Source organism: Mesocryomonas lacus (assembly GCF_055730135.2).
Genome location: NZ_JBUZWE020000004.1, coordinates 103,760 through 128,199 on the forward strand (window position 1 = coordinate 103,760; position 24,440 = coordinate 128,199).

At 67.9% G+C, this 24,440-nt stretch carries 17 protein-coding genes; 5 read left to right on the plus strand and 12 right to left on the minus strand.

Annotation, left to right across the window (positions count from 1 at the left end; all coding sequences use genetic code 11):
• The first annotated feature begins 92 nt into the window (after nt 1–92).
• Nucleotides 93–1,334, plus strand: coding sequence for a VpsF family polysaccharide biosynthesis protein (locus ACZLZY_RS07815; RefSeq protein ID WP_472933670.1), 1,242 nt, complete (start codon nt 93–95; stop codon nt 1,332–1,334).
• Here ACZLZY_RS07815 and ACZLZY_RS07820 read toward each other — a convergent pair.
• Nucleotides 1,300–2,583: a glycoside hydrolase family 5 protein gene (locus ACZLZY_RS07820; RefSeq protein ID WP_472933671.1), complete on the minus strand. Its 1,284-nt coding sequence runs from the start codon at nt 2,581–2,583 to the stop codon at nt 1,300–1,302. The two genes, ACZLZY_RS07815 and ACZLZY_RS07820, sit on opposite strands and share 35 nt — an antisense overlap.
• The gene (locus tag ACZLZY_RS07825) at nt 2,580–3,860 is read right to left on the minus strand and encodes a DUF1972 domain-containing protein (protein ID WP_472933672.1); all 1,281 of its coding nucleotides are present in this window, start codon (nt 3,858–3,860) and stop codon (nt 2,580–2,582) included. Before ACZLZY_RS07825 ends, ACZLZY_RS07820 begins: the two co-directional genes overlap by 4 nt.
• A gap of 158 nt (nt 3,861–4,018) precedes the next feature.
• Between ACZLZY_RS07825 and ACZLZY_RS07830 the strand changes: the two genes are divergently transcribed.
• Together ACZLZY_RS07830 and ACZLZY_RS07835 are read left to right on the plus strand one after the other, a co-directional pair.
• Entirely contained in the window at nt 4,019–5,176 is a 1,158-nt protein-coding gene (locus tag ACZLZY_RS07830; RefSeq protein ID WP_472933673.1) for a glycosyltransferase family 4 protein, read from the plus strand.
• Nucleotides 5,173–6,441 (plus strand): polysaccharide biosynthesis protein, encoded by a 1,269-nt coding sequence (locus ACZLZY_RS07835; protein WP_472933674.1) that lies wholly within the window; start codon nt 5,173–5,175, stop codon nt 6,439–6,441. The genes ACZLZY_RS07830 and ACZLZY_RS07835 overlap by 4 nt, the downstream gene beginning before the upstream one ends.
• 61 nt (nt 6,442–6,502) lie before the next feature.
• Here ACZLZY_RS07835 and ACZLZY_RS07840 read toward each other — a convergent pair whose 3' ends face one another.
• The 3 genes from ACZLZY_RS07840 to ACZLZY_RS07850 all read right to left on the minus strand — a co-directional run bounded on the left by ACZLZY_RS07840 (nt 6,503) and on the right by ACZLZY_RS07850 (nt 10,459).
• Complete coding sequence (locus ACZLZY_RS07840) at nt 6,503–8,035, minus strand: glucosamine inositolphosphorylceramide transferase family protein (protein WP_472933675.1); 1,533 nt, start codon at nt 8,033–8,035, stop codon at nt 6,503–6,505.
• A gap of 280 nt (nt 8,036–8,315) precedes the next feature.
• A complete protein-coding gene (locus ACZLZY_RS07845) occupies nt 8,316–9,473 on the minus strand; it encodes a GNAT family N-acetyltransferase (protein ID WP_472933676.1) in 1,158 nt (385 codons plus the stop codon).
• Nucleotides 9,470–10,459, minus strand: coding sequence for a sterol desaturase family protein (locus tag ACZLZY_RS07850; RefSeq protein WP_472933677.1), 990 nt, complete (start codon nt 10,457–10,459; stop codon nt 9,470–9,472). Before ACZLZY_RS07850 ends, ACZLZY_RS07845 begins: the two co-directional genes overlap by 4 nt.
• Before the next feature lie 396 nt (nt 10,460–10,855).
• Between ACZLZY_RS07850 and ACZLZY_RS07855 the strand changes: the two genes are divergently transcribed.
• Both ACZLZY_RS07855 and ACZLZY_RS07860 read left to right on the plus strand, forming a co-directional pair.
• On the plus strand, nt 10,856–13,015 hold the full coding sequence (locus ACZLZY_RS07855; protein WP_472933904.1) for a putative bifunctional diguanylate cyclase/phosphodiesterase: 2,160 nt from the start codon (nt 10,856–10,858) through the stop codon (nt 13,013–13,015).
• A 117-nt stretch (nt 13,016–13,132) separates the two neighbouring features.
• Entirely contained in the window at nt 13,133–14,338 is a 1,206-nt protein-coding gene (locus ACZLZY_RS07860; RefSeq protein ID WP_472933678.1) for a TIGR03862 family flavoprotein, read from the plus strand.
• 17 nt (nt 14,339–14,355) lie between these two features.
• Here ACZLZY_RS07860 and ACZLZY_RS07865 read toward each other — a convergent pair whose 3' ends face one another.
• The 7 genes from ACZLZY_RS07865 to ACZLZY_RS07895 form a co-directional block, all read right to left on the minus strand.
• Nucleotides 14,356–15,417, minus strand: a complete 1,062-nt coding sequence (locus tag ACZLZY_RS07865; RefSeq protein ID WP_472933679.1) for a lipocalin-like domain-containing protein — start codon at nt 15,415–15,417, stop codon at nt 14,356–14,358.
• Complete coding sequence (locus ACZLZY_RS07870) at nt 15,417–17,927, minus strand: FtsX-like permease family protein (protein ID WP_472933680.1); 2,511 nt, start codon at nt 17,925–17,927, stop codon at nt 15,417–15,419. The genes ACZLZY_RS07865 and ACZLZY_RS07870 overlap by 1 nt, the downstream gene beginning before the upstream one ends.
• Complete coding sequence (locus tag ACZLZY_RS07875; RefSeq protein ID WP_472933681.1) at nt 17,920–18,606, minus strand: ABC transporter ATP-binding protein; 687 nt, start codon at nt 18,604–18,606, stop codon at nt 17,920–17,922. Before ACZLZY_RS07875 ends, ACZLZY_RS07870 begins: the two co-directional genes overlap by 8 nt.
• A 163-nt stretch (nt 18,607–18,769) precedes the next feature.
• Nucleotides 18,770–19,945 carry an adenylate/guanylate cyclase domain-containing protein gene (locus ACZLZY_RS07880; protein ID WP_472933905.1) on the minus strand — a complete coding sequence of 392 codons (1,176 nt, stop codon included), beginning with the start codon at nt 19,943–19,945 and terminating at the stop codon, nt 18,770–18,772.
• Nucleotides 19,946–20,334: 389 nt separating this feature from the next.
• On the minus strand, nt 20,335–20,787 hold the full coding sequence (locus tag ACZLZY_RS07885; RefSeq protein WP_472933682.1) for a BA14K family protein: 453 nt from the start codon (nt 20,785–20,787) through the stop codon (nt 20,335–20,337).
• Between the two features lie 124 nt (nt 20,788–20,911).
• On the minus strand, nt 20,912–23,290 hold the full coding sequence (locus ACZLZY_RS07890; protein WP_472933683.1) for an EAL domain-containing protein: 2,379 nt from the start codon (nt 23,288–23,290) through the stop codon (nt 20,912–20,914).
• 186 nt (nt 23,291–23,476) lie between these two features.
• Nucleotides 23,477–24,406, minus strand: a complete 930-nt coding sequence (locus ACZLZY_RS07895; RefSeq protein ID WP_472933684.1) for an SMP-30/gluconolactonase/LRE family protein — start codon at nt 24,404–24,406, stop codon at nt 23,477–23,479.
• Between the last annotated feature and the right edge of the window lie 34 nt (nt 24,407–24,440).

Here is a 24,440-nt window from a genome sequence, read left to right on the forward strand (position 1 = left end):
TGACGCCAGCGGCCCGTCCTTTCCCGCCGCGGAGCCACCTGCCGCCGGCCGGAAGCATCGGGCTGTCGACAACGAAGTCCCCTCGCCGCCCGGTGACGCGCCTTCTGGTGATCGTCACGCTGGCGGTGCTGTTCGCGGTCTCCGGCGGCCTGCTCTGGGACCTCGGCATCAATTACGAAGGCCTCAGCGGCAGCGGCGCCTCGAAGATCCACCCGTCGACTTATTTGATGATCCTCCTGTTCGGCTGGATGACCCTCACCTCCGGCAATATTGTCGCTTATATCCTCGACGTTGCGGCCCGCCGGCCGGCCAGCGTCTTCCTCGTGGTCGCGACCCTCATCACCTTCGTGCAGACGGTACTCCGCCACGGGCCGGGCATGGCCGGCCTCCTCGATACCTTCCTGCCGGCCGCCCTCGTCGTGATGATGATGGCGCGCTTCACCGACCGCAGTTTTCGCGACGCCGAGCTTCTCATCCACGTCGTCATGACGGTGAACGCAGTGATGGCGCTGGTCGAACTGGCGAGCGGGCACCTGTTCTTTCCCTACCGCTTCGACGGCGCGGTGTTCGAGACGGACCTCCGCTCCTCGGCGCTGCAGGGCCATCCGCTCGCCAATGCGCTGATCACCGCGCCCTATGCGCTGGCGGTGATCAGCGGCGGCGGCACGCTGTCCGGGCCGACGCGCCTCGTCCTCTTCGCCTTGCAGTGCCTCGCCCTCGTCGCCTTCGGCGGGCGCTCGGGCATGGTGGTGACGCTGGTGCTCGGCGGGGGCTACCTCGTCGTCGCCGCGCACCGGGCGCTGTCGAGCGGGCGCATTCCGCTGCTCGCGGTCGCTGCGGTAGCGTTGATCCTCACCATGCTGCCGATCGCGCTCGGCGGCCTCGCCGTCTCCGGCTTCTTCTCGACGCTGACCGACCGCTTCGTCGAGGACGGCGGCAGCGCCAATGCGCGGGTGAAGATGTTCGACATCTTCGGCTACCTGCCGGCGAGCGACATCATCTTCGGCCCGGACGCCGCCTTCGTCGACAGCGTCCGGCGGATCAACGGGCTGGAATGGGGCATCGAGAACCCGATCGTCAGAACCCTCCTCTACCAGGGCGCGCTGATCACCGTGCTGCAGACCATTGCGGTGACGTGGTTCCTGTTCGAGATCGCGAAGTTCACCCGCCGCGGCATCTTCCTGCCGATGCTGGGCTTCGTCATCCTCCTCAACACCGCCGAGAGCATCGGCGCCAAGACGACGCTGCTGACGAAGTTCGCGGTGATGATGCTGTGCTTCTACCCACCCTCTCGGGCGCTCAGCCCGGCGCCGCGAGACCCAGCGCCGACGTGATGGCGGGATCCAGCCGGCGGGTGGTCTCGTCCATCATGCCGAGCCCGTCGAAAAGGTTCCAGAACGCCCAGCCGAAGCCGCTCTCCTCGGCCGCGCGGCGGACATCGCCGACGTAGCGCGCGCGGTCGTCCGGATCCGCCGCGACGTAGCGCCCGCCACTCTTCAACGCTCCGAACTCGCCGAGCAGGACCTGGTCGCGCGGAATGGCGTTGCGGTCGGCGAAGGCGCGCATGTCGGCGAAGAAGCCATCGATGAAGCCGCGGTCCGGCCGCGCCTCGAAATATTGCCGGAGCACGGCCTCGGTCTCGGCATAGGCGCTGGCCTTTTCCGCCGCCGGGGTGTCGCGATCGGCGGCCATCTGCCGGCGCACAGCGGCGAGCGTGCCCTCGAGGTTGCCGGCCGATCCCGGCCAGGGCACGGCGTTGAGCGCGCGGTAGACCGGTTCCGACATCCACGGCGCGCCCTGGTGGGTGAAGAGGTAGGGCTCGTAGAAGTGGAAGGTGAAGAGCATCGGCCCGCCATCGGTCGCCGCCTGCGGCTGCCCCTCAGCAAAACCCGACACCATGCTGCCGCAGGCGCCGGTCGCGACGTAGGTGAGGTCCGGCGCCGCCCCCCGCGACGCCCTGACAAGCGAGCGCTGCACCGCCTGCCATTCCCGCGCACCGCAGGCCTGGAAAGGCTCGTTCACCGGCTCCAGCGCAACGCGGTCCTGTGGGAACCCGGCAAGGCCGGCAGCGACATCGCCGACCAGACGGCGGAACGCGTCGAAGGCCGGCGCGTCGACGCTCGCAAACATCTGCTCGGGCCGCCAATAGTGCGTCGCGGCATTCGCCTGCAGGTTGATGATGACGCTAAGGCCGGCCGACAGGCCGAGGCGCACTGCGTCGAAGAGCTCGGCGAGGAGCGCGGCGCGGCGGCGGCCGGAAAAGGCGAGAAACGGCCCGGGATCGACCGGCAAGCGGATGAAATCGAAGCCCGCCGACCGCAGAGCCATAAGATCGGCCGAGGTCGGCACCGGACGATCCGCCTGGAACGGTGGCCAGGCATAGTCGGTGCGAGGCGCCGGGTATTCGGTGGTCAGCGAGAACCAGGGCCAGGTGCTGATCCCGCGCCGAAAGACCGCGGGCGCCGCGGTGGAAGGCGCCGGCGGGGCAGCCTTCGCGGGAACGGCGAGCGGCAGCAGCGCCGCCGCGGTGCCGGCGGCGGCGAGGAAGCGGCGGCGGCTCCACCCCGTCCCGCCGGCGCTCATCGCGGCCGAAGCGATCCGCTGGCGACGCGCTTTTCTTCGTCCGGCGCGGCCGCAGCCTTGCCCGCGACAGCCAGCGGCGCGCGCACCTCGGGCACCACGATGCGGGGAGCGTCGCGTTGCATGACCTCGGTCGGGCGCCGGGCCGCACCGCGCCGCAAGGGCCGCTCCTGCGCGATGATCTCGCGCTCATAGGTCTCGAGGATCTCCGTCCAGTCGAAGCGGGCCGCCTCGGCATGGGCGATCGCACGGGTTTCGCCTTGGGAACGCCCGCCTTCGAGGGCGGCCTGCATCAACCGCTCGCAGCTGTCGGCATCGGCGAAGAAGGACCCGGCCTGGCCGGCCGTCCACCGGTTGAAGGGGTTGTCATGCGCGATCACCGCATTGCCGGCCGCCAGCGCCTCGACGAGCGAGGGATTGGTGCCGCCGACCATGTGGCCGTGCAGATAGGCGGCGGCATGGAAGCGCAGCGCGCGCACGGTCTCGGCCTCGTAGATCGCGCCGGGGAACAGCACCTCGTCGCTGGCCGCGGCCTGAATGGCGCGGTGATAGGCATTGGCCTCGTCGAGCGTGCCGAGCACTACCAGCCTTGCCCCGCGCCGCTGGCGCGAGAAGGCCTCGACCATGGTGAGGATGCTGTTGTCGGGCTCAAGGCGGGCGATCGAGACCAGATAGCGCCCGGGGGTCAGGCCAAGGGCCTCGACAGGCTCGGTCGGGGCCTCGTGAAACACGTCGGCGCCGTAGGGGATCATCACGCTGGCGCTGCGCGGGCGGCGGCGCGCCAGATGGTCCTGGATCGCCGGATGATCGGCGATGAGACGGTTCGACGTCCAGGCGGCGATCCACTCGTTGACCCAGAACCAGGCCTTGACCAGCGGGCCCCATTTCTCGCGGCGCCATTCGATGCCATCCATGTTGGTGAGGAGGCGCCGGCCGCGGATCCGAAGGTAGGGCAGGAAGACGGCGCCGTTATAGCCGAGGACGAGGCAGACGGCGGACCGACCTGCGGCATGCCGGATGCAGCGCCAGTCGAACAGCAGCGTCGCCGCCGGCCCCTTGGCCGCGACCTTGACGACGATCTGCTCGACGCCGTTCCAGCGATGCGAGACGATGCTCTCATCCTCGCCGGCCAGAACCTCCTCCTGGCAATAGACGCCGACATCCCAGCCGCGCCGGGCTAGAAACAGCGCGAGGTTTTCGGCAAACGTCTCGAAGCCGCCGTGCGATGCCGGCACGCCGCGCGTTCCCAAAATGAGCACGGAGTGTTTATCAATGGGCACGATTGAAATTCCTTCATGCAGGCATCCCGCCTATCACCGCACGAGTACATAAGCTATAAAAGCTTCCGTCATCATCCTTAAATACGCCTCATCACGGGCATCAATACTCATTAATAAGCGCACCGTTAGCTCACGCCGCTCAAGAACTTGAGAATTGTATGAAAATTGTCTGCGTTCATCAAGGCTATGAACTCTACGGCTCCGACCGCAGCTTTATCGAAAGCGTTGCGGCCATGCGCGCGGCCTATCCTGCTGAAGACATCGAGGTCGTCCTGCCACGCGACGGCCCCATCGTGGAACCGCTGCGTAAGCTGGCGACCCGCATCACCTTCGAACCGCTCTTCATCCTTCGTCGGCGCGGCCTCGTCCGCATGCTCGTCACCGCGTCGGTACGGCTTCCGCTGGCCGTGGCGCGCGCGGTCCGCCGCTTCCGGCACGCCGATATCATTTACATCAATACGACGGTAGTAATCGACTACACATTGGCGTCGCGGCTATTTCCCGGCAAGGCGGCGCTCCACGTGCACGAGATCCCGGAAGGGCGGGCGATGGCGGTGTTTCGCCGGCTCCTGCTCTGGAGCCGTGCACGGATCGTCTTCAACTCCCGCGCGACGCGCGATGCCTACGCCCTTCCGCCGGCAACGCCGACGCGCATCATCTACAACGGCATCCCGATCCCCGCGCAGCCGCCTCGCGCTCCGCGCGACGCCGGACAGGGGCTGAACGTGCTGATGCTCGGCCGGATCAATCGGATCAAGGGGCAGGAAGTGCTGATCGACGCCGTCGACCGTCTGCCGGCCGACCTCAAGGCGCGGCTCGCGGTGCGCGTCGTCGGCGATGCGTTCGAGGACCCGGCGCGCGAGCAGGCGCTGCGGGATCTCGTCGCGGCAAAGGACCTCACCCGCACCATCGCCTTCTCCCCCTTCACGCCCGACCCCTCGGCGCATTTCGAGTGGGCGGACATTCTCGCCATCCCGTCGCGCCGACCGGAATCGCTTGGGCGCGTCGCCATCGAGGCGATGGCCTACGGGCGGCCGCCACTGGCTTCCGCCATCGGCGGACTGGCGGAGATCGTCGAGGACGGCGTCACCGGCTGGCTGGTCCCGCCGGACGATGCGGCCGCGCTGTCGGCAAACCTTGCCGACATAATCGAGAACCCGGCGGCCTGGTCAAGCTTTGCCGCCGCCGGTCGCCGGCGCTACGAGACGGTATTCAGCGCCGAGGCGGTCTCGGCGGCCATCGCGTCGCTGATCTCGGAGATGGCGGCGCAAGCCGAGAACTCTCAGCCGGCGACGGGCGAGACTTCAGCGGCATGATCTCCAAACTGATCCACCTCGGCAAGCGCTCGGCCATCATGCTGGGCGGCGAGATCATGCAGAGCGCGTTTCATTTCGGGCTCAGCATCGTCCTGATGCATGCCCTCTCGCCGAACGATTACGGCGTCTTCGCCATCGTCCTCCTAATGGGCGGGCTGTCCTTGACCTACATGCGCTCGCTGGTCGGCATGCCCGCGGCGCTCCTGATCCCGCCGCATGCCGGCACGCGCCGCACCTTGCCGCACGAGGTGGCGCTCGGCTCCGCAGCACTCGCCTATGCCGTGCTGATCGGGCTGATCGTCGCGCTGGTTCTGCATTTCTGGCTGCAGGCCGATGCGGTGGCGGGCGGCTTGTTCGTCGGGCTCTGGTCTCTCCGCAGCTCACTGCGCAGCACGATGTTCGCCAAGAACAACCAGGGGCTCGCCAGCCTCAGCGACATGGCCTTCACCGCCAGCGGCGCCCTGTTGTCGGCCGTCCTGTTGACAGGGCTGCCGGCCGTCGACCCGCTGCAGGGCGTGTTCCTGGTGCTGGCGCTGGCCAATGCCATCGCCATCCTCGCCGCGCTGCTGCTGCAGCGCCAGCGGCCGCGCCTCACCTACCGCCGGCAACGGCTGCGCCACTACGCCCGGATGTCGCGGCAGATCGCCTGGTCGACGGCGGGAACGACGATGGGCAACATCCAGGCGCAAGGCCAGGTGCTGCTGATCGCCGCGATCGCCGGTCCGGCCGCCTATGCGCCGGTGGCCGCGATGCTGGTGTTCTTCGCCCCCTTACGGCTGGTCTCCTCGGCGCTCGCGAACATGATCCAGCCGGAGCTCTCCGCCCTCACCGCCCGCGGCGAAGGGGGGCGGGCCGCCGCCCTGACGCGCCGCTGGACGGTGGCGACCGGTGGCATCGGCGTCGTCTACGGCCTCGCGGTAGCCGTGGGCATGCCGATGCTGGCGACGCCGATCTTCGACGGCCAGCCGCGAACGCTGATCGCGGGCCTTGCCTGGTGCATCTCCATGGCGCCGCTCCTGTACGTCATGCCGAAGATCCTTCTGGAGGTCCGCCACCGCTTTCGCACCTTGGCGGCGATCAGCGCTGTCAGCGCGGTCCTCGGCATGGCGCTGGTGGCCGTGCTGCTGGTGCTGACAACGCCGGTCTATTCGCTGGCCGGAAGCCTTGCCTCGGAGATCCTTGTCCTCGTGTGCTGCTGGGCAGCGGTCAACCGCTCCCGGGCGGACTGGCAGCCCGCCGGACGGTCCGCCCCCGCCTCTTCCTGACACAGTGCGCAAGATGCCGTCGCAGACCGAAGGCCTCTGAAACAAAGCCTATCGGCCGAAGTCAGAAGCGCCGCGGTGCCGGGGCGGAACCATCGATGAACTCGAAGGAGCCCGAGCGGTTGAGGGTGTGCAGGCGCCGGCCGGGCCAGCCGGGACCAGGCCTCAAGATCGTCTCCACCGTCTGGGCGAAGCCGCCATCGTCGAGCCGCTCGACCCGCGCCAGCCCGAGCGCCGCGCCATAGCCGTTGCGGCAGTCCTGCACCGGGCGCCAGAGGACGCCGTCGCGCTCGACCATGCGGCCGGCAGGCCGCGCCGCGGCGATGTCGATCAGCACCGGGTTGCCGGCATGCGGGCGGAAAGGGCCGCGGAAGCTCTCCGCCGACCAGAGGTGCAGCACGTCGGAGAACGCCCCGGCATTGCCGTCACGGACGGTCGCGAACATCCAGAAGCGCCCGTCGCGCTCGATGAGCGTGGCGTCGCTCGCGATGATCCCGGAGAGCAGCGTCACCTCCTTGACCCAGCCGCCGGGAAAGGCGGTCGCGCGGTAGAGATCGACGGTGCCCGCGCCGCTGCTTTCCGGAATCATCCACATCTCGCCCTCGGCCGCGAAGACGAAGGGATAGGAGAGATGGCAAGGCTGCTCGAGCACAGGCTCGGGCCGGCCGATCGGACCCTCCGCGCCCATTTCCACCACGGAGATGATGCCCCGGCCGAGGGCATGCTGGAAATCCTCGACGAAGAGGAAGGTCCGGCCCTGGTGCTCGATGGCGAAGGGATCGGCATAGAACCGCTTTCCGTCGTCGGGAAGGTCCGTCCACCCGCCGGCGGGATGCTGCGGCCGGTCGATGAGATCCGGGCCGTCGATCCGGCGCCAGCCGACTCGCCAGTGCGGCGAGGCGAAGCACAGTCTGTAGCTGTGGCGGACCGCGGCGCGCGCGACGGTCTTGGCGGCCCGCACCGCGAGGCGCCCGGGCTGCAAGTTGTGGTGGCAGGGCGTGGCATAGGCGATCGCCGGAGCCGGTGTCCTTGCTGGCGCCCGCAGCGTGGCAACGGCCGAGAGGATCACGGTGATGACGCGCGACAGCCCGTCCTCGAAAGCCTCGCGCGTCACACCCGGGTTCTCCGTTCCGAGCCGGGCGGCGATGACGAGATCGGCGCCCTCGCGGATTTCGGCGACCGGGGCGTGATGCGCGAGGACGGAGGCGAGAAGTCCGCCCTCGCCCGCGACGCCGTCATAGGTCAGACGCCAGCGGCGCGTGCGGTCCAATGCCTCGGCGGCGTCTTCGGGTGAGCGAGACCCGCCATCGGTAAGGTCGAGGATGAGGTCCGGCCTTGCCGCGCCCTTATCGAATTCGGCGAAGGCGCCGGGCAGGACACACGCGCTGGCGGCGGGCGGCGAAAGGCCGTAGGCGGCGGCCTCAAGGCGGAAGATCCGCTCGGCCCCGGCCGGCAGACCCGATCCGTCGTCCACGAGCACCGCTTCCACCGCCAGCCCGCACGCGGCCGACATCCGCTCGAGCAGGTCGAGCTGCCATTGCCGCAGCGCCTGCGCCTGCAGCAAGACCCGCACCCGGAGCGCCTGTTCTCTCACCATGCTTTTTCCCAAGCGCAGAGGTGGGCGGTCCGGCCGCCTGCGTCGCTCACGCCCTTTCCCGCAGACGAGGAAGGTGAAACGAAACGCTCAGTCCCGCTGAAGAATGCAGCAAAGGCGAGCCCTTTGCCGCGATACCAGCCGCAATCCAAAGCATACCAGTGCCGAATTGCTCCAAATTCATCGCCAAGGTCGACACGCCCGCACAATCTAGGCGAGTGTGGCTTCGGCAGAATGCGCGAAGCTGGCGCGATAGAACTGTACCGGCACCCCCGCATTCACCCTAAGCATCTTCAGCCACCGACACCGAGACCGGACGCGCCTGCCGTGCCCGCAGAACGCGGAGGGTCTCGGCCGAGCGCTCGGCGATCACGGCCAGCGCGCCCGGCAAGGTCCGTTGGCCGATGACCGAATCCAGCCGGACGCTGGTATTGGCGAAACGCTGCTTGAACGGCTCGGCGCCGCAGAGGAAGTCGACCATGCCGATCCCGTGGTCGATGGACCACTGGATGTAGTCCATCATCAACACCATGCCGGGCGAGCCGCGCTCGACCGCCGGGTCGTAGCTGGTGACGAAGGCCATCATCGTGCCGGCCTGTTCGAAGTTGATGGAGATGGCGATGACGGCGCCCTCGCATTCGAGCACGAAGATCCGCAGGATTCCGGCCTCGGCGAGGACGTCGACGAGCGCCGACAGCGTCTGCGCGCCGTCGTCGTAGAGGTCGGAGCGGTTGCCGGTGGTGGCGAGCCATTGCCGCTTGAACACGCCGAGGCGCTCCAGGATGGGGCCGCGCGGCGCGTCTAGCGGCAGCAAGCGAAACGCCAGCGTGCCGGTCTCGCCGAGGGATTTCTGGCCGCGGCGATAGTTCTGCCGGGTCTTCTTGGAATGTCCCTGCAGCCAGGCGGCACCATTGGTTAAGGGGCCTGCGACGCGGTAGCTGGTCTCGGCCCGGTGATGCGGCCGCAGCCGGCTGCGGCGCCCCGGCGCCAGCAGCGCGCGGGCCGTGGCGCTCGGCAGGAGGCGGTTGAGGTAGACGAGATCGAAGCCACCGGCCGCCGAGAGGTGATCCCACATCCGCGACAGGACGGCCGCATCGGCGCCGGGCGCGAGAAGCGCGTCGCCGTAGTCGGTATGGTCCTTCGCCGCCCATTCCAGGAGGCGCAAGCCGCGCCGGCGGCAGGTCGCGAGCGGCAGCACGGCGATGAGCCGCTCGTTCTGCCAGGCGAGGACGATCATGAGCTTGCGCCGCTCGGGGTCCGGCAGCGTCCGCCACCAGGCGCCGATCCAGTGCGGGCTCTGGAAAATCAGCGCCCCGGCCTCGGACCAGAGCCCGTGCCAGGCGTCGGCGACCGCCGTGAGGCGATCGGCGGTGCGGACGATCTCCAGCCGCTCCGGTGCAGGCCCGGAGTCTGCAAAGACTGCCGGCGCCGCGCCGTTCACGAGAGGGTTTCGGGCTGCGCGGCCGGCTTGACGCGGCGGCGGTACCCCTTGGCGATCAGGCGTCCCATCTTCTTCAGCGGCAGGAGGTAGAGCCCGGACAGCGACTGGTAGTCCCTGACGTCCCGGTCCACCAATCCGAACTTGAAGTCCTCGTCGCGCTCGGGAACGCAGAGCGTGCCGAACAGCCGGTCCCAGAACGAGAACAGGAGGCCGAAATTCTTGTCGTAGTGCCGGGGGTCGACGCTGTGGTGGAGCTGATGCCAGTGCGGACAGAGGACGACGTTGTTGAGCGGCCCGAAAGAGATCTTGAAATGCGTGTGCCGCACGAAGTCCATCATCAGGATGTTGCGCATGACGTAGACGTTGATGCCGAACACCGTCAGCTCGACGAGGTTCAGCTGCAGCACCGCCCATATGCCGAAGCAGATGCCGGGGATGACGCCGTCCCAGATGCGGTTCATCAGCTCGTCCAGCGGATGCACCCGGTCCTTGGTGATGCCGACCATGACCTCGGCGGAGTGGTGCACCTTGTGCAGCTCCCAGAGAATCGGGAAGCGGTGCTGGGCCGTGTGGTAGAGATAGTAGGAGATGTCGTAGGCGAGCAGCATGGTGATGGTGAACAGCACCACCGTCACCGGGCCCGCCGGGCCGGCGATCAACGGCGCCTCGATGCCGAAGGCGCTGGTGATCGCGAGCTTGGTGACATAGCCGACGGCGACGACGAACGTGATACCCGCCGGGATCAGCAGGAAGGGCATCAGCGCCTTTTTGGTGATCCAGAACAGGAGATCCGCCTTCGCCGAAGGGTGGAGCGCGACTCCCTTCGGCAGCGCGAACTCGAAGAATTCGCCGAAAGAGCGATGCTCACTGGTGCGGAAATAGGCGACGATCGCCGAAAACAGCGCCGTCAGGAAGAGCAGGCCGGTGGCCACGAGCCCGGTGACCGACAGCTTCTCGTAGATGGTTTCCAGAAGCGCTGCGTTCACGGCCTATCCCCTGGACCCTCTACATCCGCGTCGCCAGCCGCGAAATCCGTCCACAAAACGCTGACACCCTGCGGCTCCCAGCGCCACCATTTTCTCAACCGGCGGATGCCATGTTACGCTAACCGATCTACCGCGAGCTTGTCGAATTTCACAGCCCTGGCGCTAAAGCATTCCTGAGCACATGGTAAATACTGCAGACGGATTTTCCAGTTTCATTAGATAATTAAGGCGTTCTACGCCCGCTAACCATTCGCTGCCCGATAATGCAATGGATCGAAACCCAAGGGGAAACGAAAGGCTTCCTCAAACATTGCTGGCTACCAACACTATGTAGCCAGTGAGTAGAGCCCTTTGCCCCAGGTCCGCGCCCGTTTTTCAAGACAACTAGCGGTGCTGATGGGGGCCGTCTTCCTGGCGTCGCTCGCCATGCTGGTCTTCTACGTGCTGTCGGGCGCATCGACCGTTGACGCCAGTTCGCTGCAGCGGGACCGCTCGCTGCTGGCGCAGGCGGTCAGCGAGGCGAAGCGCGAGATGAGCCGGGACCAGCAGACGGTCGCCGTCAACGACGAGGCCGTGACGCGGATACGGGATGGCGACCTCATATGGATCGAGGCTCACATCAGCAGCCGCATGCGCCAGTTGTTCGGCCATGACCGGACTTACGTCCTTGGGCCCGACGATCGGCCGATTTATGCCATGGAGAATGGCGAAACTGTCGCAGCCGCACGTTTCGACGAAATCGCCGGCACGGTGGGGCCGCTGGTGCGCAAGCTGCGCTCCCAGATGGACATTGGGCGGTATCGGACGAGCAATGCGGTCGCCGACATCGGCACTGTCGGAACCTTGCCGGCGATCATCGGCGTCAGTGCGATCCTTCGGTCAGGGGATCCGACGGAACGCGAGTCTGACCGCGCGCCCCTTATCGTCTCCACCCGGTCCATCGACACCAAGCTGCTCGACGGCATCGGAATGGAGTACATGATTCCGAACATCGCCTTCTCACCAAGCGACAATTATTCGCCGGTCCGTGCCAGCCTCGAACTCCGGACCAGCCGCGGCAAGCAGATCGGTTTCATCACCTGGGAGCAGCGCCGGCCTGGCCGCCGTCTGATGAACGAGACGGCGCCGGTGATGGGCGCAGTGTTCGTGCTCATCGTCCTCCTCATCGCCATTCTCTCTGAGCGGCTGCGGCGCTCTGGATCGCGGCTGGAGGCCAGTGAGTCCCACGCCAATCACATCGCCTTCCACGACAGCCTGACGGGCCTTGCCAATAGGTCGCAGTTCCATACCAGCCTCAACGCCATGCTGGACGCCCGGAAGGCCAATGATCGCGGTTTCGGACTGCTCTGCCTCGACCTCGACCGCTTCAAGGAGATCAACGATACGCTAGGGCATCCCGCCGGCGACGATCTGATCCGCCAGGTCGCCCGGCGCTTCCAGTCGGTCATCGGCCCGCGCGACCTGCTGGCGCGGCTGAGTGGCGACGAATTCGCCATTCTGACGCCGGAGATCTCGACGATCGACGCCCTGGCGGCCCGGCTCATCGCCGTCACCAATGAGCGCTTCGACCTCGGCGGCTCGCCCGCCTGGATCAGCGTCAGCATCGGCGGCGTCCCGATCGCCGATCCCTCGCTGACCGGCACCGAGATCCTGCGCCGCGCCGACCTCGCGCTCTACCAGGCGAAGGCGATGGGACGCGCGCGCAGCTTCATCTTCGACGCGACTCTCGCTGCGCTGGCACGCGAGAAACGTCTGCTCGAGGCCGATCTCCGGGCAGCGCTGGAGACCGGCCAAGGCTTGAGCCTCGCCTATCAACCTTTGTTCGGCGCCGACCTCGCGACCATCGTCGGTGCCGAGGCGCTGATCCGGTGGCGGCACGCGGAGCGCGGCAACGTCTCCCCCGCCTACTTCATTCCGATCGCCGAGGAGCGCGGTCTGGTCGCGGCGCTCGGCGAATGGGTGATCCGGGAGGCATGCCGGACGCTCGACGAGATCGATATCCCCTGGATCGCGGTCAACGTCTCGCCGATCCAGCTGAAAACAGCGGGCTTTGCGGCGAAGGCGATGGCGATCCTCAAGGAGGCGCGCATCGATCCGCGTCGCATCCAGATCGAGATCACCGAAGGCGTCCTGATCGACCCGACGCCGACGATCGTGGCAGCGCTTGCCGCCTTCCGCTCGGCTGGGGTGCGCGTCGCCCTCGACGATTTCGGGACGGGGTATGCCTCCGTGCAGTATCTCGCCCGCTACAGCGTCGACAAGATCAAGATCGACCGGTCCTTCGTCCAGGACGTCGGCAATCCCGAGGTTTCCCCGGCCATCGTCCGAGCGATGGTCGATCTTGCGGGCGCCCTCGGGATCGCGGTGGCCGCCGAGGGCGTCGAGACGGCACGGCAGCGTGACGGGCTGATCGCGCTCGGCTGCGGCGAACTGCAGGGCTATCTCCTGTCCCGGCCGATCTCCCAGACCGACCTTGCCGTTCTCTGCGCCACCACGCAGTTGCGCCTCCTGCTGCGCGATATCCCCGCCGAGCCGCTGCGGCGCCTTCACGCCTGACCGGCGCCGAAACGCTTGCGACCGCCGGGATACCCGATATAGCCAAGGCAAGCTAAGCCAAGCCGCCCGCCATCGTCGGAGGTCGGCGGCGTAGGCGATCGGGAAAGGGCGGAGATCATGGAGGTCGCGATCATCGGCGGCGGGCCGGCGGGGCTGATGGCAACCGAGACGCTGGCCGGCAAGGGTCACGCCGTGACCGTCTACGACGCCATGCCGACCCTCGGCCGGAAATTCCTGCTCGCCGGCAAGTCCGGGCTGAACCTCACCCATTCCGAAGACCTCGCCAGCTTCATCGCACGCTATGGCGCGGCAGAAGGGCGGATGGGCTCGGTCGTCGCGGCCTTCGGCCCGGCGGAAGTGACCGATTGGGCGGAGGGGCTGGGCACAAAAACCTTCGTCGGCTCCTCGGGCCGGGTCTTCCCGACGGCGATGAAGGCCTCGCCCCTGCTCCGCGCCTGGCTCGGCCGGCTCGCCGCCCTTGGCGTCCGCCTCCGGCCCCGGCACTGCTGGACCGGTTTTGATGCCGCAGGCGGGCTCGTCTTCGACAGGCCCGACGGACCGCTAACGGTCCAGCCGGATGCGACGGTGCTGGCACTCGGCGGCGCGAGCTGGCCGCGGCTCGGCTCGAATGGCGCCTGGGTGCCGTGGCTGGCGGAACGCGGCGTCAACATCTTGCCGTTCCAACCCGCCAATTGCGGCTTCGACGTCGACTGGAGCCCGCATTTCCGCGACCGCTTCGCCGGCGAGCCGGTGAAGTCTGTCGTCGCGACGTCGGCGGCGGGCGCGATCCAGGGCGAGTTCGTGATCAGCCAGGACGGCATCGAGGGCAGCCTCGTTTACGCGCATGCGGCAGCGCTGCGCGACCAGCTCGCAGCGGACGGCGCCGCGCAGCTGCTGCTCGATCTGGCGCCGGGGCGGACGGCCGAGCAGCTGTCGCGCGATTTCGCCCGGCAGCCGGGCAAGGCGAGCTTCTCGAACCGGCTGCGCAAGGGCACCGGGCTTTCCGGCGTGAAGGCCGGGTTGCTGCACGAATTTGCGTCAGCCGCCGAGCTGATGGTGCCCGACCGGCTGGCAGCGCGCATCAAGGCGCTAGCGGTACCGGTGGTACGGCCTCGGCCGATCGCCGAAGCGATCTCCTCGGCCGGCGGCATTGCGCTTGATGCGGTTGACGAACGGTCGATGCTGATGGCGCTGCCCGGCGTGTTCGTCGCCGGCGAGATGCTGGACTGGGAAGCGCCGACCGGCGGCTATCTGCTGACCGCCTGCTTCGCGTCCGGACGGGTGGCGGCCCTTGGTGTCGACGCCTGGGCGGCAGGCCGATAGGCGAAAGCGCCAGAACGTCAGAGCGTCAGCGGCGCAGCGTAGCCGGTGAGTTCGAGATAGCCGCGGCCGCCCGGGGTCCGCACGGCGCCTTCCCAGTAGACCGGCAAGCCGCCCGAACGGCCGTCGAGCTCCTGGTCGTCGAACAGCGGCGTCAGCGGCATCCGGCGCTCGCCTTCCGGCAGTCTTATAGTCAGCACCTGCTCCACCGGATAGCTCGCCTTGGTGCGCGGCGAGGTCCAGCGGCGGACCGGCTCGAGACGGATGTCGCCGGGGGCAAGGCGCACGATCGACCCATCCGGGCGTCGGAACGATCCGCCGGCCCAGAGCGTCGCATCGTCCTTGCCACGGATGCGGAAGGCGACGAGCGCGCTGCCGTCGTCGAGGTTGAGGCCCGTCCAGTCCCAGCCTTCGGCGTCCGCGGACAGGAAATCCGAGGACCATTCCCGGTCGAGCCAGGCTTCGCCGGTCACCGCGACCGGCTTGCCTGCGCGGGTAAGCGTGCCGGAGACCGCGAGATGCGGCATCGAATAGTAGTAGCTCGCCTCCTCGGGCTTGGCGCCCTTGCGGCTGACGCCGTTCTCGCCTTGCAGGAAGATCTCCTGCGTCGGCGCGAAGGCGAGGTCGAAGGTGAAGTCGGGGGTCGCGACCTTGGTGGTGAACCGGTCGTCGGCACTGCGCTGGAACGTCCAGTCCCTGAGCACGATGGCCGCGTCCTTCGTCGCCGCTTCCGCGATGCCGAAGCCGGCCCGGGCCGAGCGCTCGGCGTGGAGGAGATGGCCGACCGCGGGATCGGACAGCGCCGCATGGGCGAAGAGGATCTGCTGAGGCGCAAACCGGCTGGGGTTCTCGGCATCGATCTCCGGCCGCGAGCGGAAGAAGGTCACCTGGAAGCCGAGGTCCTCCCCTTCTGGCGTTTTCAGCCAGCCGGTGACGTACCACCATTCGGTGCGGAAGGCGGGATGGGCGCCGTGGTCGGCGGGAAACTGCAGCGCCACCCCCGGCGTCACGGCCGGATAGTCAGCCGGAACCGCCGCTGTGACGCCGACGAGCAGCGCGAAGAGAACCTGCAGAAAACGCATCACCAGTCCTCCCGTACCGCCAGCACGGCGTTCATCGCCGTCGCCCGGCGGCCCGCCAGCATCGCCGTCACCGCCGCGGCCAGCACCAGGGCGACGACAACGCCGGCGATGGTGCCGAGCGGCAGGCGCGTCGTCATCGTCCAGTTGAAGGATTGCGGGTTGATCACGTGAATCAGCACCTGCGACAGCACACCGCCGAGGAGCACGCCCGCAAGGCCCCCGATCGCGCCGAGCAGTGCTCCCTCCAGCCCGAGCATCGCGGTGATCTGGCGCTTGCCGAGGCCGAGATGGCGCAGCATGCCGAACTCGCGAACGCGGGCAATGGTCTGCGACGACATGGTGGCGGCGACGCCGGCGAGCCCGACGAGGATCGCCACCGCCTCCAGCACGTAGGTCACAAGGAAGCTGCGGTCGAAAAGGTCGAGCGCGAAGGCGCGAAGCGTCGCCGGCCGGGCCAGCGAGACGCCGGCGCGGGTCTCGGGAGGCAAGGTCTCGAGCAGCGCCCGGCCGACGGCATCGGGATCGGCGCCCGGCGCCAGCATGATGCCGGCCTCGCTGCGGGCGGCGTCCTGGGTCAAGCGGGTATAATCGTCGCTGCGGACGACCAACGCACCTTGCTGGCGGGCATAGTCGCGCCAGACGCCCGCCACGGTAAAGCTTGTGCCGCCGCCGAGCGGCAGCGTCACGGGATCGCCGATGCGCCAGCCGTAGAGCCGGGCGGCCGGCTCGGACACCCAGACCGGCGTCGCGCCGGGCGGTGTCGTCAGCCCGCCCTCGATCAGCACCAGAGGGGTCGCCGGCGTATCGACCGGCCGCGCAATGAGCGTCACCGGCGGCCGGTCGGCGGCGAGCGTCAATGGGATCTGCCGGCTGAAGGAGATCGAGGCGACGCCGGGCATGGCGGCGAGGCGTGCCTGCAGCGCGGGGTCGAAGCCCGCGCCGGCCTCGCTTCGCAGATAAAGGTCGGACGAGAGCACCTCGCCAAGCCACTCGTCGACGGCGCCACGAAAGCTCGTGACCATCGTGGCCATGGCGATCATCAGCGCGGTGCTCGCGACGATGCCGCAGAGCGCCGTCGCTGCCTCGCCCGGCGCGCCGTGGACGTGCCGGACCGCCAGCGATCCCGCCACGCCGCCGCCCGTCCGGCGGGCCAGCGGAGCCAGCAGGCGGCGGGCAAGCCAAGGCACGCCGGCGACGCCGCCGGCCAGCATCAGCGCCATGCCGCCGAAGCCGAACAGCGGCAAGCCGCCAACCGGGGGCAGCAGACTGGCGAAGCCGCCGGCGGCGAGCAGAACGAGGGCCGGCTTCCACGGCACGGGGCTGCGGGGGTCGATGATGTCGCCGCTGTTCTTTAAAGCCGCCGCCGGCGCCGCCTTCGAGGCCACCCGTGCGGGGAGAATGCTGCCGAGAAGCGCTGCCGCCACGCCCAGCGCGAAGAAGGCGGTGGCTGCCATTGGCTGGAACACGATGCTGACGCCGCCGCCCCTGAAATAACCGGCGCCGAGATCGCCACCGAGAAGCGTCAACGCCGCGACCGCGAGGCCATAGCCGGCGGCAAGACCCGCGAGCGAGCCGATGACGCCGATCACCAGCCCCTCGAGCGCCACCATGGCGACGATGCCCCGCTTCGGCAGGCCGAGCGTGCGCACCAGCGCAAAAGCCCGCAGCCGCCGCGCCACCGACAGCGACTGCGCCGAGAAGACGAGGAACCCGCCGGTCAGCAGCGCCACCAGCGCCAGCATGTCGAGGTTGACGCGGTAGGCGCGCGACAAAGCGCTGCCTTGCGCCGCCTCGCTGTCGGAACTGCCGAGGACGATGTCGCCGGGCAGGATGCGGCCGAGCGCGGCCTCGGCGACGGCCCGGTCGGCGAGCTTCAGGTCGATCCGGTCGAGCCGGCCGAGCCGGTCGAAGCGCCATTGCGCGGCGGCGATATCGATGACGCCGATCGCCTGCCCGTCCGGCGCGGCGGCGAGAATGCCGGCGACGGTGAGATCGGCGGTCCGGCCATTGGCGCTGACCGTCAGGGGGGCGCCGACCTTGGTGCCGGTCGCCGCCAGCGCCGCCCGCGACAGGAAGAGAGCGCTCTCGTCGAACAGGCCGGGGCCGCTGATGCCGTTGGTGCGCTGGCCGATGAGGCTCGGCGTCACGCCTGCGGCACGGATGACGTCGAGGCCGAGCAGGCTGAAGGAGGCCGTGCCGGCTGTCGCGTCGAGACTGATGACGGGGCTCGCATCAGTGACGCCCGGCGCGGCGATCACATCGGCGTAGAGCGCCTCGTCGAAGCCGAGCGGGCTCGCCGCGCGCACCGACACATCGGCGGCGCCGTTGACGCCACGCACCGCACCGTCGAAGGAGGCGAGCGCCGAGCCGTTGACGAGGTGCACGGCAAAGCCCAGCGCGACACCGACAGCGATGGCGATGGCGGTGCCGAGGAAGCGGGCGGGATGCGCCCTCGCCTCGCCGAGGACGAGCCAGCGCAAGGCGAGACGGGCGGAGAGGATCTCACCCATGCAGCGCCACCAGGCCCCCGGCGGTCAGCGTCAGCACATGGTCGGCAATCGCCGCGGTGGCGCTGGAATGGGTGACGATGATCGCCGCCGCTTTGTCGCGCCGCACCGCCTCTGCGAAGAGATGCAGCACCTTCTCAGCGGTCTCCGGGTCAAGATTGCCCGTCGGCTCGTCGGCGAGGATCAGCGCCGGCCGGTGCACCAGCGCACGCGCGATGGCGACACGTTGCAGTTCGCCACCGGAAAGGTCGCGGGCATAGCCGTCACCGCGGGTGCCGAGCCCGACGGCATCCAGCATCGCCTCGGCCCGCTGCTCGCTCCCCGGCGCCTCTGCCGAGACAAGCGCCAGCGGCAAAGCGACGTTCTGGCGCAGCGTGAGGTAAGGCAGGACGTGGAAGGCCTGGAACACGAAGCCGATCCGTTGGCGGCGCAGCCGCGTGCGGGCCGCCTCGTCGAGATCGCCGAGAACCGTCCCCTCGATCGCGACGCTTCCCGCATCGCTGTCGTCGAGCCCGGCCAGAATGTTGAGCAGCGTCGACTTGCCGACGCCGGACTCGCCGATGATCGCCACGACTTCGCCGGGAGACACATCGAGGTCGAGGCCGGCGAACAGTGTCCGCCCGCCCGGCACCGATTTGGACAGCGATCGGACGCGGAGGGTACTGGCGTCGGAAGAGGTCAAGAAGGCGGGTCTCTCGGTAAAGCGGCCGAGGAGCGGCCGGCCGTGTCGGCATGCAAGCGCATATGCGTCAGCCGTGAGGAGAGGCAACCGGCGTAATGGCGGCGTGACGCCGCAGACAGCGGCGCCGTAACCGTTACCTCAGAGGCTGAAGGAGTTGGGGCAATCAGGCGGCGTCGACCAGGACAGGCTTGAGGGTGCTGGCATCACCGGTGAAGGCGAACACCTCGACGGGCTCTCCGAGGCCCTTCAACGGGAAACGGCCGAGGCTCTCCAGAACGTTCCGGCAGCCGGCCATGGCGACGAAGGCACTGGAGAGGAGCACCGGGCGGTGCACCTCCTTGGTCAGGCTCTCCAGCCGCGAGGCGACGTTGACCGCGGGACCGATGACGGTGAAGTCGAGCCGCTTGCGCGAGCCGATATTGCCGTACATCACGTCGCCGACATGCACCCCGACGCCGTAGCCGAGAGGCTTGCGGCCGTGCCGGACATGGTCCTCGTTCAAGAGCGCCACTGCCGCGCGTGCCTCGACCACCGCTGCCAGGAGGTTCTGGGCAGCGTTCGGATTGATCAGCGGGAAGATCGCCAGGAGGCCATCGCCCATGAACTTAAGGATTTCGCCGCCGTGCTTCTCGATGGGATCCGACATTGCGTCGAAATAGTCGTTGAGCAGCCGGATGACGTCGTCGCGCGGCCACATCTCGGAGATCGCGGTGAAGTCGCGGAGGTCGCAGATGAGGATTGCCGCGCCCACCGTGGTGCCGCTGCCGCGGGTGGTCGCCCCGGCGAGGATCTGCTCGCTGGCATGCGGGCCCACATAGGTCTCGAGATAGGTCCGGGCGAGCCGGTTCTTTAGCCGAATCTCGCTGACCATGGCAAAGGCCGGCAGCAGATCGGCGAGCGCATCGATGTCCGCATCGCTGAAGCCGCCCGCGCGGTCGGCCGCGAAGCTGACGCTGTGCCGCTTGCCGAGCGTGTGCTGGATCGGCCAGCTGATGTAGTCCGTCAGGCCCTCGGCGCGCAGTTCATGGAAGATCGGATAGTCGCGCCCAGGCTGCTCTCCCTCGGCGTCGAGCCGGCGGCGGACTTCGTCGGCGCCGCTCTGAAGCTCGTACATCGGACTGTTCAGATATTGCGGGGTGTCGATGACATCGTAGTCGAACGTCATCATCTCCGCTTGCTTCAGGCCGGGCCGCCAGAGCAGGCGGGCACCCAGCCATTGCGGGTTGTGGGTGCGGAAATGCAGCGTCGCCCGAGCCAGCGGCATTCCCCCTGCCACGAGGCGATCGCACATCTCGACGAAAATGTTGTCGATGAAACGCTCGCTCCGCGTCTCGTTCATCAACCAGTCGATGATATCCGTCCGATGCGCCGGCCAGATGCCGTGGTGCGTGGCGGACGCCGTCAGCGCCGGGGTAGCGGTCGAGATCGCGGTCGCCTCGGCGGCCAGGAGGGTTCCGGTCGCCTCGGGCTGGGTTTTTGGCAAGGGCATCGGCAATTCTCCGTCGAAGTTCGACCAACCGTCAGCATACCGCAACAGCCGACTCCGGAATATGCGGCCCTGTCGGGCAGACGTTGAACAGATCGTGCCGGCCAGCCTTCGGGTCAACCCAGCGGCCGAACGGAAAACGGCGTCCGCCCCGATCAGGAGCGAACGCCGTAGTTCGGACGGTGGCCGGGCACTCAGACGATAGAAGCGTCGCCTGTGTGCCCGGCCGGATGCACCGTGCTCTAGAGATTGCAGCGGTAAGCGTTGCCGTCATAGCCGACGAAGGTGTCGCTGCGCGGATCGTAGGAGCGGTAGCGGGCAAGGCAGGCGTCGACATGGCTGTAGCCGCCGCGATAGACCGGGGCCGGGCGATAGCGCGGCGCATAGCGGACCGGGCGATCGACGTAGCCGACCGGACCTTCGTAGGTATCGTAGCGGCGGCCACCGTCGCTGGCGAGCGCGCCACCCAGCAGTGCCCCGACGCCAAGGCCGATCACGCCCGCTGCCACGGCATCGCCATGGCCGCCGCCGTGCCGGCGGTAGTCGCCGCGGTAGCCGCGCCGGTCGTAGTCGCGGTAGCCGCCGTGCCGGCCGTAGTCGCGGTAGTAGCCGTCGGCGGCAGCCGGCGTTGCAGAGGCGACGACGCCGGTCGTCAGCATGGCGAAAGCACCGAGAGCAGCAATAACGTTCTTCATGGTCACACCCTGTGGTTCTGGAGGCGGCGGCCCCTCGGGTCGTCTCATCTCCGGCGATGGGAGGACAATGAGCTTTTCAATCTGAACCGCAGCTTAACAAAACGAGGGGTCCGGCACCGCTCGTTCAGCCGGCTTTTGCCAGCTGGATCGAGGCCTGGTGGACGAGGCTGTCGGCGTCTGCCCCCAGCATCGGCCGGCCGAGGTGGTAGCCCTGTGCGGCGTCGCAGCCGATGGCCCGGAGCATGCCGAGCTGCACCTCGGTCTCGACCCCTTCCGCCAGCGTCGAGATTCCGACGTCCTGGCCAAGACGGGTGATCGCCTTCAGCACGGCCATAGAATGCATGTCGGTCGCGGCCGAGTCGACGAAGCTGCGGTCGATCTTGATGCGGTCGACCGGCAGGTCCCGGAAGTGCGCGAGCGACGAGTAGCCGGTACCGAAGTCGTCCATCGCCACCGTCACGCCGCAGCTGCGCAGCGATTCCAGCACCCTCGCAATCTGCGGCCCGTCCTCGACGATGGCGGTCTCGGTCAGCTCGATCTCCAGCCGGTGGGCGGGCAGGCCAGCGTCGGCAAGAGCCTTGGTGATGCCGACCAGCAAGGTCGGCGAGCGGAACTGGACGGGCGAGACATTGACGGCGATCTTGATGTCCGGGCCCCAATGGGCGGCCTGCCGGCAGGCGGTCTCCAGCACCCACTGGCCGATGCCGAGGATCGACCCCGCCTCCTCCGCGAGCGGAATAAAATCGGCGGGCGAGACCATGCCACGGGTCGGGTGATTCCAGCGAATGAGAGCCTCGAAAGCGACCAGGCGCTGCGTCTGGAGCTCGAACACCGGCTGGTAGTGGAGAACGAGCTGTTCCTTCTCGACCGCGGTCCTCAGATCGTATTCGAGAAGGGTTCGCTCGGCGACCTTCTCCAGCATGCCGGGGACATAGCAGAACACCCGGCCCCGACCCTGACGCTTCGCCTCGTAGAGCGCGAGGTCGGCCCGCTGCATCAGGCTGTCGACATCCTCGGCATCGTCGGTGCAGCAGAGGCCGATGCTGCAGCCGATCGACAAATGATGGCCCTGCAGCTCGAACGGACGCCCGATGGCGGCGACGATCTCGGTGGCCGCCGCCATGGCCATGACGTTGTCGCCATAGACCAGCACCGCCAGCTCATCGCCGCCGATGCGCGCGACGAAGCCGGTCTCGTCGGCGACGCCGCGCACCCGCTTGGAGACCTCGACCAGCAGCCGGTCGCCGACGCCGTGACCGAAAGTATCGTTGACCGCCTTGAAGCGATCGAGATCGATGAGCAGCAGCTTGAAGCGGTTGGCTGCGTCGAACCCTTCTTCCATGCGGGTCTTCAGGGCGCGCCGATTGGCAAGTCCCGTCAGCGGATCATGGAAAGCCATGAAAGCGACCTGGCTTTGGGTCCGGCGCTCGATGGTCACGTCGTCGAACGTCACGACGGCGCCGCCGTCGGGCAGCGGCCGGCATTCCATGGCGAGGATCCGCTCGTCGGCAAGTTCCCATTCCGTCCTGCTGATGCGCGGCTTGCCCATCCATTCGGTCAGCGTCCGCGTCACCATCGTCTTGCGCTCGCGATCCCAGCCGATCGCCACTGCCATCTCGTCCAGCAGCGCGGCAAGCGGCATCTCGACCCGCAGTGCGGCGCTGTCGAGGGAGAACTGCTCGAGGAAGCGGGCATTGAACAACTTCAGCGTGCCTTTGCCGTCGACGAAAATGAGCCCGTTCGACATGTTGTGAAGGGCCGTCGAAAGCACCGTCGAATGCGCCTTTTCCTGCATCTCGAAGCGCTGGGCGACGAGAAGAGAGATGAAGGCACCGGCAAACAGCAGGACGGCGCCAAGCGCGACGAACGCGGTCAGCACCGCTTTGCCACTGTTCGTTCCCGTGCCGACGACGACGTTGGTCACCGAAATATCGGCCATGGCGGTGAAATGGGCACCGCAGACGGCCAGTGTGAACAGCAGACAGGAGGCTCCCCTCGACAGGAAGCGGCGCGGCAGCCCTCTCGCCAGCGCCATGAAGCCGCCGCCAAGGGCGAACGCCAGCACCTGGCCGAAAGTCGTCTGCTCGACGGTGCAGCCTTCCACGGCCGCCATGCCCAGGAAGTGCATCACGCCGACGCCCAATCCGGCCGCCAATCCGAGGAGGCACTTTCCCCATTGGCGAGAAAGAAGCGTAGACAGAGCGATCGGACCGCCGACGAAGGCGATGCCCATCAAAGCGGACACGGCGGTGTTGCGGGCGTCGTAGCTCAGCAGCATGTCGGCGCGGTAGCCGAGCATGGCGATGAAATGCGTGGTCCAGACGCCGAGCCCGGCTACGACCGCAACGGTCGCGAGCCAGAAATAGCTGGATTCGAGACTGTCCTGCTCCAACCAGTCGACAAGGACCGTCAGGAGCCATGCGGCGGAAAGGCAAAGACCGGCCGCGACGGCGATGAAGCCGAGCGAGTGATCGGCCACCAGCTGGGAGAAAGCGCTAAACATGCGCTTTCTCTAGGCTGAATTCGCGAATGAGACCTGAAGATCATTGAACCTTTACAAACAAAACCCGGGAAGGGTGAAGCGTTCGTAAAGACCGCGCAGAATTTTTGTTGGCGGCGACCGGACTTGCGATCACGCCAGCGCAAACGCTCGCTCGGCCGCGGCAGCAGACCGCCGCGGCTCGCCCTCTCACGGTATCTGAGCGCCTTGCCGGGTAGTATGCACAGCGTAGACCGAGGTTGTGGCTGTGATGAACATGCGGGAACGGTCGGGGCCGCCGAAGGTGAGGTTGGCGACCGTCTCGGGCACTAGAATGCGCCCCAACCGCCGGCCTTCCGGCGTGTAGCAGTGGACGCCGTCCTGCGCTGAGATCCAGAGCAGGCCCTCGGTGTCGACGCGCAGACCGTCGGGCACCATGTCGATATCGGCCACCACCCAGCCTTCCCCGAGCCGGACGCCATCGACCACCGTGAGGGCGCGCACATGATGCGGGCGATGGTCCTCGTAGCCGAAGCCCGAGCCACGGGCCCTACCGGAATCGGCGATGTAAAGAACGCTCTCGTCCGGCGAGAAGGCCAGGCCGTTCGGCCGGTCGAAGTCGTCGGCGACCATGGTCACCTCCCCCGTCTCCGGGTCGAGACGGTAGACCTGGTTCTTGCCGATCACGCTGTCGGCGCGGATGCCCTCATGGTCGGAGATGATGCCGTAGGGGGGATCGGTGAACCACACCGATCCGTCCGACTTCACCACCACGTCGTTCGGCGAGTTCAGCCGCTGGCCCTGCCAGTGGCTGGCCAGCACCGTGTAGGTGCCGTCGAGGGTCGTGCGGCTGACGCAGCGACCGCCATGCTCGCCCGAAAGGATCGCCCCGGAGCGATCGCGCGTGCTGCCATTGGTGCGCTGCGAGGGCTGGCGAAAGGTCTTCAGGCCGCCGATCTCCGACCAGGACATCATCCGGTTGTTGGGAATGTCGGAAAAACGCAGCTCGGCGAGTTCGTCGATCCAGACCGGACCCTCGGCCCAGATGAAGCCGGTGGCGATCTTCTCGAGGGCGGCGCCCTCCGGAAAGAAAGCGGCAAAGCCCGCATCGTCGGCGGCAAAGAATTCTTCGTCGATCATTGGTCGGCCCTCCCAAGCCGTCATGCTGTCTGTC